The sequence below is a fragment of the Blastococcus sp. DSM 46786 genome (genome assembly GCF_900109665.1).
GTDB lineage: Bacteria > Actinomycetota > Actinomycetes > Mycobacteriales > Geodermatophilaceae > Blastococcus > Blastococcus carthaginiensis.
In genome coordinates, this window is record NZ_FOAO01000019.1 from 1 (window position 1) to 15,481 (window position 15,481).

16 protein-coding genes are annotated in these 15,481 nt (G+C 73.6%); 6 read left to right on the top strand and 10 right to left on the bottom strand.

Going from position 1 to position 15,481, the window contains the following annotated elements:
- On the top strand, positions 1-300 hold a 300-nt coding region (locus tag BMW62_RS16665; RefSeq protein WP_139206297.1), incomplete at its 5' end, for a transposase.
- Here BMW62_RS16665 and BMW62_RS16670 read toward each other — a convergent pair.
- Entirely contained in the window at positions 297-626 is a 330-nt protein-coding gene (locus BMW62_RS16670) for a hypothetical protein (protein ID WP_091933127.1), read from the bottom strand. The genes BMW62_RS16665 and BMW62_RS16670 overlap by 4 nt on opposite strands.
- 100 nt (positions 627-726) lie before the next feature.
- Between BMW62_RS16670 and BMW62_RS16675 the strand changes: the two genes are divergently transcribed.
- Entirely contained in the window at positions 727-2,757 is a 2,031-nt protein-coding gene (locus BMW62_RS16675; RefSeq protein WP_091933130.1) for a protein meaA, read from the top strand.
- Between the two features lie 52 nt (positions 2,758-2,809).
- Positions 2,810-3,580, top strand: a complete 771-nt coding sequence (locus BMW62_RS16680) for an enoyl-CoA hydratase-related protein (RefSeq protein WP_091933132.1) — start codon at positions 2,810-2,812, stop codon at positions 3,578-3,580.
- Positions 3,581-3,623: 43 nt separating this feature from the next.
- Here the strand turns inward: BMW62_RS16680 and BMW62_RS16685 are convergent, their stop codons facing one another.
- The 3 genes from BMW62_RS16685 to BMW62_RS16695 form a co-directional block, all read right to left on the bottom strand.
- Entirely contained in the window at positions 3,624-4,781 is a 1,158-nt protein-coding gene (locus tag BMW62_RS16685; protein WP_211435168.1) for a Fic family protein, read from the bottom strand.
- A gap of 125 nt (positions 4,782-4,906) precedes the next feature.
- The gene (locus BMW62_RS16690) at positions 4,907-5,119 is read right to left on the bottom strand and encodes a hypothetical protein (protein ID WP_091933138.1); all 213 of its coding nucleotides are present in this window, start codon (positions 5,117-5,119) and stop codon (positions 4,907-4,909) included.
- 172 nt (positions 5,120-5,291) lie between these two features.
- On the bottom strand, positions 5,292-6,197 hold the full coding sequence (locus tag BMW62_RS16695; protein ID WP_091933140.1) for a hypothetical protein: 906 nt from the start codon (positions 6,195-6,197) through the stop codon (positions 5,292-5,294).
- A 351-nt stretch (positions 6,198-6,548) separates the two neighbouring features.
- Between BMW62_RS16695 and nucS the strand changes: the two genes are divergently transcribed.
- From nucS to BMW62_RS16715, 3 genes are all read left to right on the top strand, one after another.
- The gene (nucS, locus tag BMW62_RS16705) at positions 6,549-7,220 is read left to right on the top strand and encodes an endonuclease NucS (protein WP_091933143.1); all 672 of its coding nucleotides are present in this window, start codon (positions 6,549-6,551) and stop codon (positions 7,218-7,220) included.
- 140 nt (positions 7,221-7,360) lie between these two features.
- A complete protein-coding gene (locus BMW62_RS16710) occupies positions 7,361-9,142 on the top strand; it encodes a 3-hydroxyacyl-CoA dehydrogenase family protein (RefSeq protein ID WP_091933146.1) in 1,782 nt (593 codons plus the stop codon).
- A gap of 3 nt (positions 9,143-9,145) precedes the next feature.
- Entirely contained in the window at positions 9,146-9,451 is a 306-nt protein-coding gene (locus BMW62_RS16715) for a hypothetical protein (protein WP_091933149.1), read from the top strand.
- Between the two features lie 55 nt (positions 9,452-9,506).
- Here BMW62_RS16715 and BMW62_RS16720 read toward each other — a convergent pair whose 3' ends face one another.
- From BMW62_RS16720 to mce, 6 genes are all read right to left on the bottom strand, one after another.
- Positions 9,507-10,127, bottom strand: a complete 621-nt coding sequence (locus tag BMW62_RS16720; protein ID WP_091933152.1) for a class F sortase — start codon at positions 10,125-10,127, stop codon at positions 9,507-9,509.
- A 10-nt stretch (positions 10,128-10,137) separates the two neighbouring features.
- A complete protein-coding gene (locus BMW62_RS16725; RefSeq protein WP_244524101.1) occupies positions 10,138-10,998 on the bottom strand; it encodes a DUF4397 domain-containing protein in 861 nt (286 codons plus the stop codon).
- A gap of 85 nt (positions 10,999-11,083) precedes the next feature.
- Positions 11,084-11,968 carry a hypothetical protein gene (locus tag BMW62_RS16730; protein ID WP_091933155.1) on the bottom strand — a complete coding sequence of 295 codons (885 nt, stop codon included), beginning with the start codon at positions 11,966-11,968 and terminating at the stop codon, positions 11,084-11,086.
- A 67-nt stretch (positions 11,969-12,035) separates the two neighbouring features.
- Positions 12,036-13,313: a DivIVA domain-containing protein gene (locus BMW62_RS16735; RefSeq protein ID WP_091933158.1), complete on the bottom strand. Its 1,278-nt coding sequence runs from the start codon at positions 13,311-13,313 to the stop codon at positions 12,036-12,038.
- A 206-nt stretch (positions 13,314-13,519) separates the two neighbouring features.
- Entirely contained in the window at positions 13,520-14,851 is a 1,332-nt protein-coding gene (gene ccrA / locus BMW62_RS16740; RefSeq protein WP_091933161.1) for a crotonyl-CoA carboxylase/reductase, read from the bottom strand.
- 102 nt (positions 14,852-14,953) lie between these two features.
- The gene (gene mce / locus BMW62_RS16745) at positions 14,954-15,415 is read right to left on the bottom strand and encodes a methylmalonyl-CoA epimerase (RefSeq protein ID WP_244524102.1); all 462 of its coding nucleotides are present in this window, start codon (positions 15,413-15,415) and stop codon (positions 14,954-14,956) included.
- Positions 15,416-15,481 lie beyond the last annotated feature (66 nt).

Here is a 15,481-nt window from a genome sequence, read left to right on the forward strand (position 1 = left end):
AAGGCCTACTCCTCACGCGCGATCCGCACCCAGCTGCGCGAGCGTGGCATCGGCGCCTGCATCCCCGAACGGGATGACCAGAAGGGCCACCGCATACGTCGGGGCAGCCGCGGAGGACGACCACCGGCCTTCGACGCAGAGCGCTACCGCGGACGCAACGTCGTCGAACGCGCCTTCAACGAGGACAAGCAGTGGCGCTCCCTGGCCACCCGCTACGACAAGCTCGCCGTCGTCTACCGGGCCGCAGCAGTCCTGCGCGCGGTCACCCTCTGGCTCAAGCGGTTAGGAGACATGCCCTAGGAGCCGCCGCCGAACGAGGCGGCCAGCTGCCGCGCGCGGTCGGCGTCCTCCGGGAAGACCAGCACCTCGGCGCGGTGGGCGGCCGGGAAGCGCAGGGTGGAGCGGATCCCCGCGTCGGAGAGCACCGCCCGGAACGCCAGGGCCGACTCGCGGCGGCTCAGCGTCGCCACGTGGGTGAGCAGCCCGTCATCGACGAGCCCGCGGTGCCGGCGGTCGCGGGAAAGGTCGCTGCCGAAGGCCCACCGGGTGAACAGCGCCACCAGCGCGAACGCCGCCACGGCGATGACCGGCCCCCCGGCGTGCAGCAGGCTGTCCGCGACCGCCACGGCCCTCCTCCCTCCGGGTTCACCCTTTCTCGAGTGTCCCACCGCACACTCTTCCCGGCGGGGCTGCTACCGGCCGGTAACCGCCCTACACTCCGCCGGTATGCCGTTCCCGCAGACGCCGGACGAGCGTGACCGCCCCTGGGTCATGCGCACCTACGCCGGCCACTCCTCGCCGGCCGAGTCCAACGCCCTCTACCGCCGCAACCTGGCGAAGGGTCAGACCGGTCTCTCGGTCGCCTTCGACCTGCCGACGCAGACCGGCTACGACCCCGACGACGAGCTCGCCCGCGGGGAGGTCGGGAAGGTCGGCGTGCCCGTCACGCACATCGGGGACATGCGGGCGCTCTTCGACGGCATCCCGCTCGACGAGATGAACACGTCGATGACGATCAACGCCACCGCCATGTGGCTGCTCGCGCTCTACCAGGCGGTCGCGGAGGAGCACGGGCACGACGTCTCGAAGCTGGCCGGGACGACGCAGAACGACATCATCAAGGAGTACCTGTCGCGGGGGACCTACGTCTTCCCGCCGGCGCCCTCGATGCGGCTGATCACCGACATGGTCGCCTACACGGTGACGGCCATGCCGAAGTGGAACCCGACCAACATCTGCAGCTACCACCTGCAGGAGGCCGGGGCGACCCCGGTGCAGGAGATCGCCTACGCGATGAGCACCGCGATCGCGGTCCTGGACTCGGTCCGCGACTCCGGCCAGGTGCCCCAGGAGCGCTTCGGCGAGGTGGTCGCGCGCATCTCCTTCTTCGTCAACGCGGGGGTCCGCTTCGTCGAGGAGATGTGCAAGATGCGGGCCTTCACCCAGCTCTGGGACGAGCTGACGAAGGAGCGCTACGGCGTCGAGGACCCCAAGCACCGCCGCTTCCGCTACGGCGTGCAGGTCAACTCGCTGGGCCTCACCGAGGCGCAGCCGGAGAACAACGTCCAGCGCATCGTGCTGGAGATGCTCGCCGTCACCCTCTCCAAGGACGCCCGCGCCCGCGCCGTCCAGCTGCCGGCGTGGAACGAGGCCCTCGGCCTGCCCCGGCCGTGGGACCAGCAGTGGTCGCTGCGCCTGCAGCAGGTGCTCGCCTACGAGACCGACCTGCTCGAGTACGACGACCTGTTCACCGGCTCGGTCGTCGTGGAGAAGAAGGTCGCCGAGCTCGTCGAGGGCGCCCGCGCCGAGATCGCCCGCGTGCAGGAGATGGGCGGCGCCGTGGCCGCGGTCGAGTCCGGCTACATGAAGGGCGAGCTGGTGGCCTCGCTGGCCGAGCGCCGGCGCCGGATGGAGAGCGGCGAGGACGTCGTCGTCGGGGTCAACAAGTTCGACACCACCGAGCCCAACCCGCTCACCGCCGACCTGGACACCGCGATCATGGTGGTCGACCCGGCCGTCGAGGCCGCGGCCCAGGAGGCGGTGCGGACGTGGCGGGCCGAGCGAGACCAGGCGGCCGCCGACCGCGCGCTCGACGCCCTCCGGGAAGCCGCGGGCAGCGACGTGAACCTCATGCCCGCCACCCTCGAGTGCGCGCGCGCCGGGGTGACGACGGGCGAGTGGTCCGGCGTGCTGCGGGAGGTCTTCGGCGAGTACCGGGCCCCCACGGGCGTCGCCGCCGCCACCGGTGGCGGAGAGGCCGACGAGACGCTCACCGAGGTCCGCGAGCGCGTGCGGGCCACCGGGGAGGAGCTGGGCGGACGGCTGCGCTTCCTGGTCGGCAAGCCGGGGCTCGACGGCCACTCCAACGGCGCCGAGCAGATCGCGGTGCGCGCCCGCGACGCCGGGTTCGAGGTGATCTACCAGGGCATCCGGCTGACCCCGGCCCAGATCGTGAGCGCCGCCGTCGAGGAGGACGTGCACGTGGTCGGCCTGTCGGTGCTCTCCGGCTCGCACCTGCAGGTGGTGCCGGCGGTCCTGCAGGGGCTCCGGGAGGCCGGGATGGACGACGTCCCGGTCGTGGTCGGCGGGATCATCCCCGACAGCGACGCGCGGCGGCTGCGCGAGCAGGGCGTCGCCCGGGTGTTCACGCCCAAGGACTTCGGGCTGAACGACATCATGGGCCAGGTGGTCGACGTGGTCCGCGAGGCCAACGGCCTCCCCGCCCACCCGCGGGAGCAGGTCCCCGCCCCGGCGTGACCGGAGGAGATCCGCGGGTGTCCCGCCCGCGGATCTCCTCTAGCGTCGGGGCATGGCTGACGGAGCACCCCGGGTCGAGCGCGACGGCGACGTCGTCCGCATCACGATGACGCGCGCGGCGAAGCGCAACGCGCTCTCCCGCGAACACCTGACGCAGCTGCTCGCCGCCGTCACCGAGGCGGGGGAGAGCGACGCCGCCGGCATCGTGCTGGGCGCGGAGGGGCCGGTGTTCAGCGCCGGTCACGACTTCGCCGACGTCGCCGGGGCCTCGCTGCCCGAGGTGCGCAGCCTGCTGCAGCTGTGCACCGAGCTGATGCAGACCGTCCAGGACGTGCCGCAGGTCGTCGTGGCACGCGTGCACGCCCTGGCCACGGCCGCCGGCTGCCAGCTGGTGGCCTCGTGCGACCTGGCCGTCGCGGCGGAGTCCGCGGGGTTCGCCGCACCCGGCGGGAAGGGCGGCTGGTTCTGCCACACGCCCATGGTGGCCATCGCCCGCAACGTCGGCCGCAAGCGGGCGATGGAGCTCGCGCTGACCGGCGACGTCATCGACGCGGCGACGGCGCTGGACTGGGGGCTGGTCAACCGCGTGGCGCCCGACGCCGAGCTCGACGCCGCCGTCGACGGGCTCGTGGAGCGGGCCACGCGGGGCTCGCGGGCCAGCAAGGGGTGGGGCAAGCAGACGATGTACGCGCAGCTGGACCGGCCCGAGCGCGACGCCTACACCACCGCGATCGAGGTCATGGCCGCGGCCAGCCAGTTGCCGGGAGCGCGCGAGGGCATGGCTTCCTTCCTGGAGAAGCGGAAGCCGGTCTGGACGGACTGAGGGGCCGGTGTCCCGTCGTCCGCCGACGGGCATTGCGGCCGGGTCAGCTACCCGGGCGACGACGGCCGGCCCGGGCCGCGAAGGCGTCCACGGCAGCCAGCACCTCGCGGGCCTGCCACAGCCGGTTGCGCGCCCGGCCGGAGAACTCGGTGACCACGCCAGCGGCGAGCAGCGGTTCTAGAGCACGAAGCGCGTTGCTCGGTGCGACGCCCACGTCCCGGGCGATGGTGGCGGCGTCGATCACCGGATGGCGGAGGAGGAGATCGGCGACCCGCCAGGCGGCGGCGTCGCGGCGGGCGACCACGACGTCGTCCCACCGGGCGCGCACCTGGTGCAGGTCGGCCACCAGCTGCCGGGCATTGACGATGGCCTCCAGTGCGCCGTTGGCCAGCGCCGCGACGATGCCGGTCGGATCGCCCTCCCGGTAAGCGGTGAGCGCTGCGAAGTAGCCGTCCACGTCGGTGAGCAGCCCGGCGGACACCGGGACGGTGACCGCCCGAGTCAACTCGTACCGGCGAAGCAGGGCGTGGATCAGCGCCCGACCCGTCCGCCCGTTGCCGTCGGGAAAGGGGTGGATGGTCTCGAACTGGGCATGGACGAGGGCAGCGAGCACCAGCGGGGGGATGTCGTCCCGCCGGGCGAAGGCGATCAGATCGTCGATGAGGTCGGGAACGTCGTCGGCGACCGGCGGGACGAATGCCGCGCCGTGGGGTCCGTAGGAGCTCCCGCCGATCCACACCTGCTCGGTGCGCCACCGGCCGGCGATGGCGGGTTCGACCTCCTCGAGCAGGGCCGCATGCATGGCCAGGATGGAAGTCGGGTCCAGCTCGCCGGCCAGGTCGAGTGCGGCTCTCATCGCCCTGACGTTGCCGACGACCGAGACTGCGTTACGGGTCGTGCCGTTGCCCAGCTCGGCCACAGCGATGGCCTTGGCGCCGGCGGTGAGCTGCTCGATCTGCGATGAGGAAGCCGATTCGCTGCGCAGTAGTACCGACGCGAACGGGGCGACCTCACCGCCCAGTTGCGCATCGAAGCGGGTGACCTCGCGAGATGCCTCGTCCGCCAGCGCGGCGGTTGCACCGTCGACCGTCAGTGTCGACGTCGCGATCCGCGGGACGATCGCCGCACGGTAGGGGCCGGAGTGCCGTTGCCGAACCGACCGCGGAACGGCGTCGGGTGGCACGCTCGGCCGCCAGGTCACGTCGCGCCACGTGACGGTAGGCCAGGAGGGCGTGGGAGGCGAGAACACGAGCCGACCTTATTCTCACTTAGAAGAAGATGTGAGAACTAGTTTTTCTCCGTTTTCCCTACTTCGGTGGACGTCGATCAGTCGGTCTCGAAGCCGGACTGCTCGAAGCGGAGGGTGCCGGCGTTCTCCGAGACGGTGCGGACGACGTCGTCGCCGAAGCCATCGGCCGTGGTCGCCGAGATCTCCAGCTCCACCTCCAGCTGCGCGTCGGTGGCCGACAGCCGCTGCAGCACCCCTTCCACGACGACGGCGAAGTCCTTGCCGTACGTCTGCGGGTCCAGGGTTCGCACTCCGAGGCCAGTGCGACGTCCGGCCGCACGAGCAGGGTCGTGCCGGTGACGGGCAGTGGCGCCGACCCGGTCCAGGAGCGCGCCGGCGTCGCCACCGACCTGCGAGGCCCGCCACCGCGTAGGCGGCCGGCCGCGACGGGCCCGGACCTCGCAGGAGGTCCGGGCCCGTCGCTCATCCCTCGGTCAGGTCGGCGCAGCCGGACTCGTGCGGCAGCAGCGGCCGGAGCACCACCGACCACCGCGCCCCGTCGTCGCCGACCCACGGGGTGGCCGCGTTGCCCTCGGCGGCGGCCTCGAGCACCGCCTGGGCCTGCTCCCCGGTGGCCGTGACGCACGTCGTCCCCGGTGCGATGGGCTCACCCGGCAGCTCCGGCCCCGGCCACGGCAGCTCCGGCTGGGCGGGGTCCACCTCGACGTAGGGGCCCACCACCGCGGCGACCGCCTCGGGCTCGTACGGCTCGGGCCCGGACACCCGGTCGGCACCCAGGGCGGCGACCGGATCGCGCAGCGCCTCGGCCAGCTCCGCCAGCCGGGCGCGCGCGGCCGCCTGCTCCTCGGTGATCCCGGTGTCGACCCCGGTGGGGAGACCGCCGTCCTGCTCCCGCTCGGGCGCCGGGCCCATGCCGAGGGCGTACACCTCGCGGGTCACCGTCTCGCCGCCGGTTCGGACGGTGAAGCGGGTGCTGGTCACGTCGGCGACCGGCGGGGTGCCCAGGTCGCCGGTCTCCGTCACGCCGGCGGCGACCGCGCGCTCGACGAGGTCGCGCACCCCGCCGTCACCCAGCCGGTACACCTGCAGGTTCGGCAGGGCGGGGGCCGGCCAGATGGCGATCACCGGACCGTCGGTGATGAGCCGGCCGTCGGCGTAGAGCGTCGCGGAGGGCACTCGTCCGGCGAGCAGGGCCGGCGTGGTGAAGCCGCCGACCTCGCTGACCTGGAGCACGACGGTGGCGTCCTCCGCGGCCGGGGGCGACGGGTCTGCAGCGGGCGTGCCGCCGCCACCGGCCGCGTCGGCGCAGGCGGCGAGCAGCAGGGCCAGGACCAGGAGGGTGGCGGCGCGCAGGGGACGGGTGCTCATACCCTTGACGACGGGTCGGGGTGGCCGGGAGGTTCCCCGGGGCCGAGGTCATGGCCTGGCAGGCCGGGTCGGTGTGCAGCCCCATGGCCAGCCCGATGTCGAGCTCGATGACGTCGGGGTCCAGCCGCAGGACGTGCCGGAGGCTGGCGTAGCCAGCGCCCGCGTCGTCCACGCTCACGGCGATCCCCGCCCGGCCAGCCGGTCCGCGTGCGGGGTGCCGGTCGCCGCCGTTGCGCTCACCCGCCCGTTCTGGGGCGCCGGCGGCCCGGACGACCCCGTTTCCGCACCGGCACCTTTCCGGAACACGGTGCCGGCCCGGCCTCCGGTCGCGGCGCGGTAGCGTCGGCGCCCGTGCGTCTGGTCATCGCCCGCTGCTCCGTCGACTACGTCGGTCGGCTCACCGCCCACCTGCCGATGGCGACCCGTCTCCTGCTGGTCAAGGCCGACGGCTCGGTGTCGGTGCACGCCGACGACCGCGCCTACAAGCCGCTGAACTGGATGAGCCCGCCGTGCCGTCTCGACGAGGCGCTCACCGACGGTTCGGGCACGTGGACGGTGACGAACAAGGCCGGCGAGCAGCTGATCATCAGCATCGAGGAGGTGCTGCACGACCACGCCCACGACCTCGGGGTCGACCCCGGGTTGCAGAAGGACGGCGTCGAGGCCGAGCTGCAGCGCCTGCTGGCCCTGCACGTGGAGACCTTCGGGGAGGGCTGGTCGCTGGTACGGCGGGAGTACCCGACGGCCATCGGCCCGGTGGACCTGCTCTGCCGGGACGCCGACGGGGGAGTCGTGGCGGTGGAGATCAAGCGCCGGGGCGAGATCGACGGGGTCGAGCAGCTGACGCGGTACCTCGAGCTGCTCAACCGCGACCCGCTGCTGGCCCCGGTCAAGGGCGTGTTCGCAGCCCAGGAGATCAAGCCGCAGGCGCGCGTGCTGGCCCAGGACCGCGGCATCGACTGCGTGACCGTCGACTACGCCGTGCTCAAGGGCACGGACGACCCGACCCAGCGTCTCTTCTGAGCGGACGCCGTCCCTCCACCCTCCGCTCGCCCGGGGCGGGCCTCCGGACGGTGCCGTGGCTACCTGCCGGTAGCCCCTGCGGCCCCGGGCGGCCGGGGTGAGAGACTTCCCCGCGATCACCGGCGATGGGAGATGGCAACGTGGCCAGGGAACTGAACGAGGTCGGCGTCGTGGGGCTGGGCACCATGGGTGCCGGCATCACGGAGGTGCTCGCGCGGGCGGGGCTGTCGGTCACCGCCGTGGAGACCGGTGAGGACGCGCTGGCGCGCGGCCGGGGTCACGTGGAGCAGTCGACCGACCGGGCGGTCGCCCGCGGCAAGCTCGACCCCGCCGACCGGGACGCGATCTTCGAGCGGATCCGCTTCTCCACCTCGCTGGAGGACCTGGCGAACGCGGAGCTGGTCATCGAGGCCATCCCCGAGCGCATGGAGCTGAAGGCCGACGTCTTCGCCAAGCTGGACAAGATCTGCCCGCCGGACACGATCCTGGCGACCAACACCTCCAGCCTGTCGGTGACCGAGCTGTCGGTGGTCACCGGCCGGCCGAGCAAGGTCATCGGGATGCACTTCTTCAACCCCGCGCCGGTCATGAAGCTGGTCGAGGTGGTCCGCACCGTCGTCACCGAGCCCGAGGTCGTCGAGACCGTCGAGGCGCTCGCCGACCGCCTGGGCAAGGTCGACGTGACCATCGGCGACAAGGCCGGCTTCATCGCCAACGCCCTGCTCTTCGGCTACCTCAACCACGCGGTCTCCATGTACGAGAACCGTTACGCCTCGCGCGAGGACATCGACGCCGCGATGCGTCTGGGCTGCGGGCTGCCCATGGGTCCGCTGTCGCTCATGGATCTCATCGGCATCGACACCGCCTACGAGATCCTCGACACGATGTACAAGCAGTCGCGGAACCGGCTGCACGCGCCCAGCCCCGTGATCAAGCAGATGATGACCGCCGGGCTGCTGGGCCGGAAGTCCGGGCGCGGCTTCTACACCTACGCCGAACCGGGCTCGGCCGAGGTCGTCGCCGATGCGCAGACCCCCACCCCGGGCGGTGCCGCGGCCGGCGCCCGCGAGGTGCGGACCGTCGGCGTCGTCGGCTCGGGCACGATGGCCACCGGCATCATCGAGGTCGCCGCCAAGGGCGGCTACGACGTGCGCTTCGTCGCCCGCTCGCCCGAGAAGGTCGAGGGCGTCACCACGGCGCTCACCAAGTCCCTGGACAAGCAGGTCGTCCGCGGCCGTCTCGACGAAGCGGCCAAGGATGAGATCCTCGGCCGGGTCTCCGGCACCACGTCGCTGGACGACCTCGCCGACCGCGACCTGGTCATCGAGGCCGTCGTGGAGTCGCTCCCGGTCAAGGAGGCGCTGTTCGCCAACCTCGGCGAGATCGCCAAGCCGGGGGCGGTGCTCGCCACCACCACCTCGAGCCTGCCGGTCATCGAGTGCGCCAAGGCCAGCGGCCGCCCGGCCGACGTCGTGGGCATGCACTTCTTCAACCCGGCGCAGGTCATGAAGCTCGTCGAGGTCGTCTCGACGATCTCGACCGCGCCCGACGTCGCCGCCACCGTCCACGCCGTGTCGGCGCAGCTGGGCAAGCACGCCGTCTCCTGCACCGACCGCGCCGGCTTCATCGTCAACGCGCTGCTCTTCCCGTACCTGAACGACGCGGTGAAGATGCTGGAGGCGCACTACGCCACCTCCGACGACATCGACGCCGCCATGAAGGTCGGCTGCGGCTACCCGATGGGGCCGTTCGAGCTGCTGGACGTCGTGGGCCTCGACGTCTCGCTGGCGATCGAGAAGGAGCTCTACACCGAGTTCCGCGAGCCGGGCTTCGCGCCGGCGCCCCTGCTGGAGCACCTGGTCACCGCCGGCTACCTGGGCCGCAAGACCGGCCGCGGGTTCCGGGACTACGCCGGCCGCTGACGCGTGCCCCGTCGCCGCCCCCGGGCCGGTTCCCGACCTGGTGGTCGGGAGCCGGTCCGGCGCGCCGACCCGGTCGAGGAGGCCGCCGACGGCGACTGGGTCGTGCGGCCGATCACCGGTGCCGCCACCGGCAAGACCTACCGCTGCCCGGGCTGCGACCAGGAGATCCGCACCGGGACACCGCACGTGGTGGTCTGGCCCGCCTACGTGCGGGACTCCGGCCTGGACCCGTGGGACGTCGACTCGGCGGCCGACCGGCGGCGGCACTGGCACACGGCGTGCTGGCGTTCGCGCGAGCGCCGGCGTTGACGAAGCGCCTCCTGCCCCCACCGCTCGCACCGGGCCCCTGCAGGAGGCCGTTCCCTCACGTCGCGAGACGGGCCCAGACGACGACGTTGTCCCGGTAGCTGCCCGTCGCGGCATCGAACTCCCCGCCGCAGGTGATCAGCCGGAGCTCGGCCCGGGGTGTCGGGCCGTAGACCTCCCGGGTCGGGAACCGGTCCTTCGGGAACCGTTCGGCACCGGTCACGGTGAAGCGCACCGTCGTGCCGTCGGCCTGGTCCACCAGCACCTCGTCGCCGGCCACCAGTTCGTCCAACCGGAAGAACACGGCGGGCCCGTCCCGGGAGTCGACGTGCCCGGCGATCACGGACGGCCCGACGGCACCGGGGGCCGGCCCCCCGGCGAACCAGCCGGCGCGGGTGTGGTCCGCGGGCGGCTCCAGGGCGCCGACGCCGTCGACGCCGAGTTCGACCAGCGGGCTGTCCACGCCGATCGCCGGGAGTCGCACCCGGACCGGCGATGCCGCCGTGACCGCGGTGCCGTACCCGGCCACCAGGGGGGCCGGTGAGTCCGCGATGACCTCCGCCGCCGGAGGGTCCGCGTCGGGGGACACCAGTGCGACCGTGCCAGCGACCAGCGCGGTGCCGGCGAGCAGCCGCAGCAGCGTCGGTACGGACCGTCGCGGCCGGCGGTGGGAGCCCACCGGACCCGCCTCAGGAACCGGCGGCGTGCCGGGACGGGTCGCGGCGCGACCACGCAGCCAGCAGCAGGCCGGTGAGGAGCGTCAGACCCGCGGCGCCGGCCACGAGGGCGGGGAGCGGACCTCCGGCCCCCGCCGCCCCGCCGGCTCCCGCCTCCACACCGCCGGTCGGGACCACGCCCGGGCCTGCGGCGTCCAGGACCGGGCGCACGGTCAGCCCGCCCCCTGGCTCGTCGAGGACGAACAGGCTGTACACGGAGCCGGGTGCCAGCTCCAGCGGCAGTTCGGTGGGCTCGCCGTCCACCGTCAGCTGCAACGATCCGGCATCGCCGGCCACGGTGGCGTAGTCGCCGGCCTCGGCGAACGCCAGGTCGGTGGCGAGGTCCGTGCCGCCGACGGCGGCGTCCAGCGTCAGCGCCGAGGCGGCGGCGGAGATGATCCGCACGCGGGCCTGGCCGGACGGCGCGAGCGTGAGGTCGTCCTCGAGCACCTCCAGGCCCAGATCGGCGAAGGGCCCGACCCCGGCGACGGTGCGCACGTCGCCGTCGCCGATCTCCACGGTGGTCGACAGGACCGCCGGAGCGGACGGGTCGGCGCCGGCCTGCCGCATGCTCACCGTGTAGACACCCGCCGGCACGTCCTGGTAGTCGGAGATGGTTCCGTAACCGACACCGGGCACGGTGAGCAGCGCCGTCCCGTCCCCCGGGTCGGCGACCGAGTCGACGTAGACGTCGACCGCCGGGGTGTCCGGTGAGAGGTGCGCCAGGCGCAAGAGCCCGGCGTCCTCGACGGCGGCCCCCGCGCCGGTGGGGGCGACGAGGAGGAAACCGGCACCGAGCGCGGCGACGGACAGCAGACGGATCAACCGGTCCACAGTGGCTCCAGGAGTTCGGGATCGGACCGGGAAGAGGCCCTCGGCTCCATTCGGCCACTCCACGCGTCTTCTGTCCAACCGGGCGTCACGGGGTCCCTTCGGCGACGAGCGCGTCAGGGTCGGACGCGTAGCGGTAGGAGAGCAGGACGCCCTCCTCCACCACTTCGACGCGGTCGGGTGCGAACGGCGGGAGCTGGGCCTCCAGCCAGGTGCGCAGTCTCGCGGTGGCTGCTTTCCCGGCGCCGACCGGTGCGCTGCCCACGGCATCGATCAGCACGGTGCGCGCCGGCCCCTCGGCCCCCTCGACGCGCGGGAACGACGCCACGCCGACGCCCTCCCGGGCGGTGAGCACCGCCAGGAGGGACAGCAGCCGCATGTCCACGTCGGCCGATCGCAGCACCGCGGCGGCCTGCTCCCCGGCCCGCGCCGTGGGGTTGGCCAGCACCGCCTCGGCCAGCGCCCGCCGCCGTTCGAGGTGCTCCTGCGTCGGGGTGCCGGGGGAGGGGTCGCCCAGGACGAGTTCGTCGAAGCGGGCGACCACCCGGCCGCCGGGCTCTGCGGAGCCGTCGGTCACCGTGAGGACGAGGTCGTCCGGGCCAGTGGACCGGCCGGTCGCCAGCAGCTCGTCGCCTGCACCGGCGGCGCTCAGGTCGTCGCGCACGTCCCCCTCGGCGCGCAGCTGCGTGCCGGGAGGCAGTTCGCGGTCGGCCCAGTCCAGCAGGGCCGCTGCGGCGGGCGGGGCGGTGGCGCCGGTCCGGGGCGCGCTGCCGGTTCCGGGGACGGTGGTCGCCGTCGGGGCGCTGGACGGGGCAGGCCGCTCCGGCCCCGTCACCAGGGTCGCTGCCGCCGCGACCAGCACCGCGACGAGCGCCCCCACGAGGACGAACGGCGCGCGGCGGTCGCCGAGAGCCGCGCGGAGCGGCCCCACGGCGCGGTGCCGGGGGCGGTGCCGCGCGCTGCGGGTCGGCACCGCACCTCCTCCCCGGCGTCCGTGGACGGCTCGGCCCGCGGCTAGCGAGGCCGGTGGGCCACGGGCCTCAGCCCTGGGCCCGGACCGGCTGGTCGACGGAGTCGGTGGCCGGGTTCCCGGTCGCAGCGACCGCGTGGTCGGGCTGCTCCGTCGAGGTCGCGCCGCTGCCCGTCGGGCGTGGCGGCAGGGGCAGCGCCCGGGTGGTCGGCTCGGCACGCTGGACCGCGGGGAAGGTGGCGGTCACCGGCTCGGCGCGGGTGGGCTGGCGGGCCGCGGCGGCCTCGCCCTCGCCCCGGGCGGCCTGCACGACCGGCTGCTGCCCCGTCTGCGGCCCGGCGACCGGGGCGGGAGCCTGACGGGTGGGTGCCGGCGCCTCCGCGCGCTCCGACTGCGCGGCCTGGGCCGGCTGCGGAGCGGTGGTCGGCTGCGCCCCCGGCGGCTGGGGTGCCGACTGCGGGGCCGTGGTCTGCTGCCGGGCCGACTCGGTGGTGCGGGCGGTGGGCTGCGGGCGCCGCCCGGCGTCGGCGTCCTCGCGGGGCTGCTGCGGGCGGTCGCCCAGGTCGGGCAGGTTGTCCAGCAGGCGCCGGGCCTGCACCAGCCGGCTGGTGAGCTCGTCGCGGACCTCCCGGATGGCCTCGGCGCGGGCCTCGGCCTCGGCGACGAGCCCTGCTGCGTGCTGCTCCGCGGCGGCGATGCGCTGGCGCGCGGCCTGGGTGGAGACGCGCTCGCGCTCCTCCTCGACCCGCGCCGCCTCGGCTCGGCGGGCGCGCTGCGCGATGTCGAAGTCCTCCTCGACCTTGGCGCGACGGGCCTGCGACTCGGCGTCGAGCCGGGCGACCCGCTCCTGGGCCTTGGCGACCAGCTCGTCGGCGCGCTGCTGGGCCTTCTGCGCGATCTGCTCGGCGCTCTGCCGCGCCTCGGCGATCATCCGCTCGACCTCCGCCTGCCCGGCGGCGTGGCGCTCCAGCAGCGCCCGCTCCTCGGCGGCGGTCTGCTCGCGCACGGCCATCGCGTCGGCCTCGGCGGCGCGGCGGATCTCCCCCGCCTCCTCCTCGGCCAGCTGCAGCATGTGCTGGATGCGCTCGCTGATGTTCTCGAACGTGGGTGCGGCGGCGGTCGCGGCCTTGCGGCGGAGCGACTCGATCTCGCCGTGGAGCGCCGACAGCTGGCTGGCCAGGTCGGAGGAGCGCGCGACGGCGGCGTCACGGTCGGCGAGGGCGATGCGGAAGTCAGCCTCGAGCCGCTCGATCGTGTCGGCGACCTGGCTGCGGTCGTACCCCCGCAGGACCACGTCGAACGAGTGCTGCGCCTCGTGCACCGGCATGTCACGGCGGGGGTCGCTCATGGGTTCCATCCTCGCAGAAGGGCTGGGGCCCGTCACCGTCCCGGGCGTGGTCCGCCCCAGATGCACCGGGCGTCCCAGACGACACGCCGGGCGACGCGCGCAGGGGCCGGACCGCAGCCGCGGCCCGGCCCCGGGCGCCGTGCTGGAACGGCCCTCCTGCAGGCCCCGCCGCGAGCGTGCGCGCGGTGGGGGGCAGGAGGGTCCTTCTACACGCCGCGGAACCGGTTGATCGCCTCGATGTGCTTCTCGCGCTTCTCGGCGTCCTTGACGCCGAGCCCCTCCTCGGGGGCGAGGGTCAGGACGCCGACCTTGCCCTGGTGGGCGTTGCGGTGGACGTCGAGGGCGGCCTGGCCGACCTCCTCCATCGGGTAGACCTTCGACAGCGTCGGGTGGATGAGGCCCTTGTCGATGAGCCGGTTGGCCTCCCACGCCTCCTTGTAGTTGGCGAAGTGCGAGCTCAGGATCTTCTTGAGGTTCATCCAGAGGTACCGGTTGTCGTACTCGTGCAGGTAGCCAGTGGTCGAGGCGCAGGTGATGATCGTGCCGCCCTTCTTGGCCACGTAGACGCTGGCGCCGAAGGTCTCCCGGCCGGGGTGCTCGAAGACGATGTCGACGTCCTCGCCGCCGGTGAGCTCACGGATCTTCTTGCCGAGGCGCTGCCACTCCTTGGGGTCCTGGGTGTCGTCGTCCTTCCAGAACTGGTAGCCCTCGGCCGAGCGGTCGATGACCAGTTCGGCGCCCATCTTGCGGACGATCTCGGCCTTCTCGGGGCTGCTCACCACGCACACCGGGATCGCGCCGCCGTTGAGCGCCATCTGGGTGGCGTACGAGCCCAGGCCGCCCGAGGCGCCCCAGATGAGCACGGTGTCGCCCTGCTTCATGTTGGCGCCGTTCTTGCTCACAAGCTGGCGGTAGGCGGTCGAGTTGACCAGGCCCGGGCTCGCGGCCTCCTCCCACGTGAGGTGGGCGGGCTTGGGCATGAGCTGGTTGCTCTTGACCAGCGCCAGCTCCGCGAGGCCGCCGAAGTTGGTCTCGAAGCCCCAGATGCGCTGCTGCGGGTCCATCATCGTGTCGTCGTGGCCGGCCGGGTCCTCGAGCTCCACCGAGAGGCAGTGCGCGACGACCTCGTCGCCCGGCTTCCACTTGTTGACCCCGGGGCCCACGCGCAGCACGACGCCGGCGAGGTCCGAGCCGACCACGTGGTAGGGCAGGTCGTGCCGCTTGGTGAGCTCGGAGACGCGGCCGTAGCGCTCGAGGAAGCCGAAGGTGGAGACCGGCTCGAAGATCGACGTCCAGACGGTGTTGTAGTTCACCGAGGAGGCCATGACGGCCACGATCGCCTCGCCCGGGCCGAGCTCCGGGGTCGGGACCTCCTCGACGTGGAGGGACTTGCGCGGGTCCTTCTCCTTGGTGGGCAGGCCCACGAACATGTCCTGCTCGTCCTTGCGGACCAGCACGGCGCGGTAGGACTCCGGCACGGCCAGGCCGCCGAGGGCGTCCAGCTGGTCGGCGAGGATGGCGTCCCTGATCTCGTTCACGCGAACTCCTGGGTCGTCGGTGGCCGTGTCGGCCGGCTCGGAGGGCGGTGCAGGTGCGGGTGCGGAGAGGTTACCGGTGGGTAACCGCGCGGGTCGGGGTGGTCAGTGCGCGGTGCCCGCGGCCGGCTCGACGAGCTCGACCAGGACGCCGCCGGCGTCTTTGGGGTGGACGAAGTTCACCCGGCTGTCCGACGTGCCGCGCCTGGGCGTGTCGTAGAGCAGCCGCAGGCCGCGCTCGCGCAGCGTCGCGCTGACCGCCTCGACGTCGTCGACCCGGAAGGCGAGCTGCTGCAGGCCGGGCCCCGAGCGGCCGATGAACTTGGCGATGGTGGACTCCGGGGTCAGCGGCGCGAGCAGCTGGATCCGGGTCTCACCGGTGCCGACGGCGAGCATCGCCTCGCGGACGCCCTGCTCCTCGTTGGTCTCCTCGTGCACCGAGTGCACCCCGAAGGCCCGGGCGTAGAAGGCGATCGCCTCGTCCAGGTCCGGGACGGCGATGCCCACGTGGTCGATGGTCGTCAGCAGGCCCTCGGGCAGCCCGGGGCGCTCGGCGTCGTTGCTCACGCCAGGCATAGTGCCGTCAAGACGTCTGAGACGACAGGTCGGTGTGGCAGGCCTCACCCCCACGGC

Excerpts from the sequence above, each read along its gene's own strand:
- BMW62_RS16695 (WP_091933140.1), bottom strand. The coding sequence starts at position 6,197 with ATGAGCACCCGTCCCCTGCGCGCCGCCACCCTCCTGGTCCTGGCCCTG.
- BMW62_RS16735 (WP_091933158.1), bottom strand. The coding sequence starts at position 13,313 with ATGAGCGACCCCCGCCGTGACATGCCGGTGCACGAGGCGCAGCACTCG.
- BMW62_RS16680 (WP_091933132.1), top strand. The coding sequence starts at position 2,810 with ATGGCTGACGGAGCACCCCGGGTCGAGCGCGACGGCGACGTCGTCCGC.
- BMW62_RS16675 (WP_091933130.1), top strand. The coding sequence starts at position 727 with ATGCCGTTCCCGCAGACGCCGGACGAGCGTGACCGCCCCTGGGTCATG.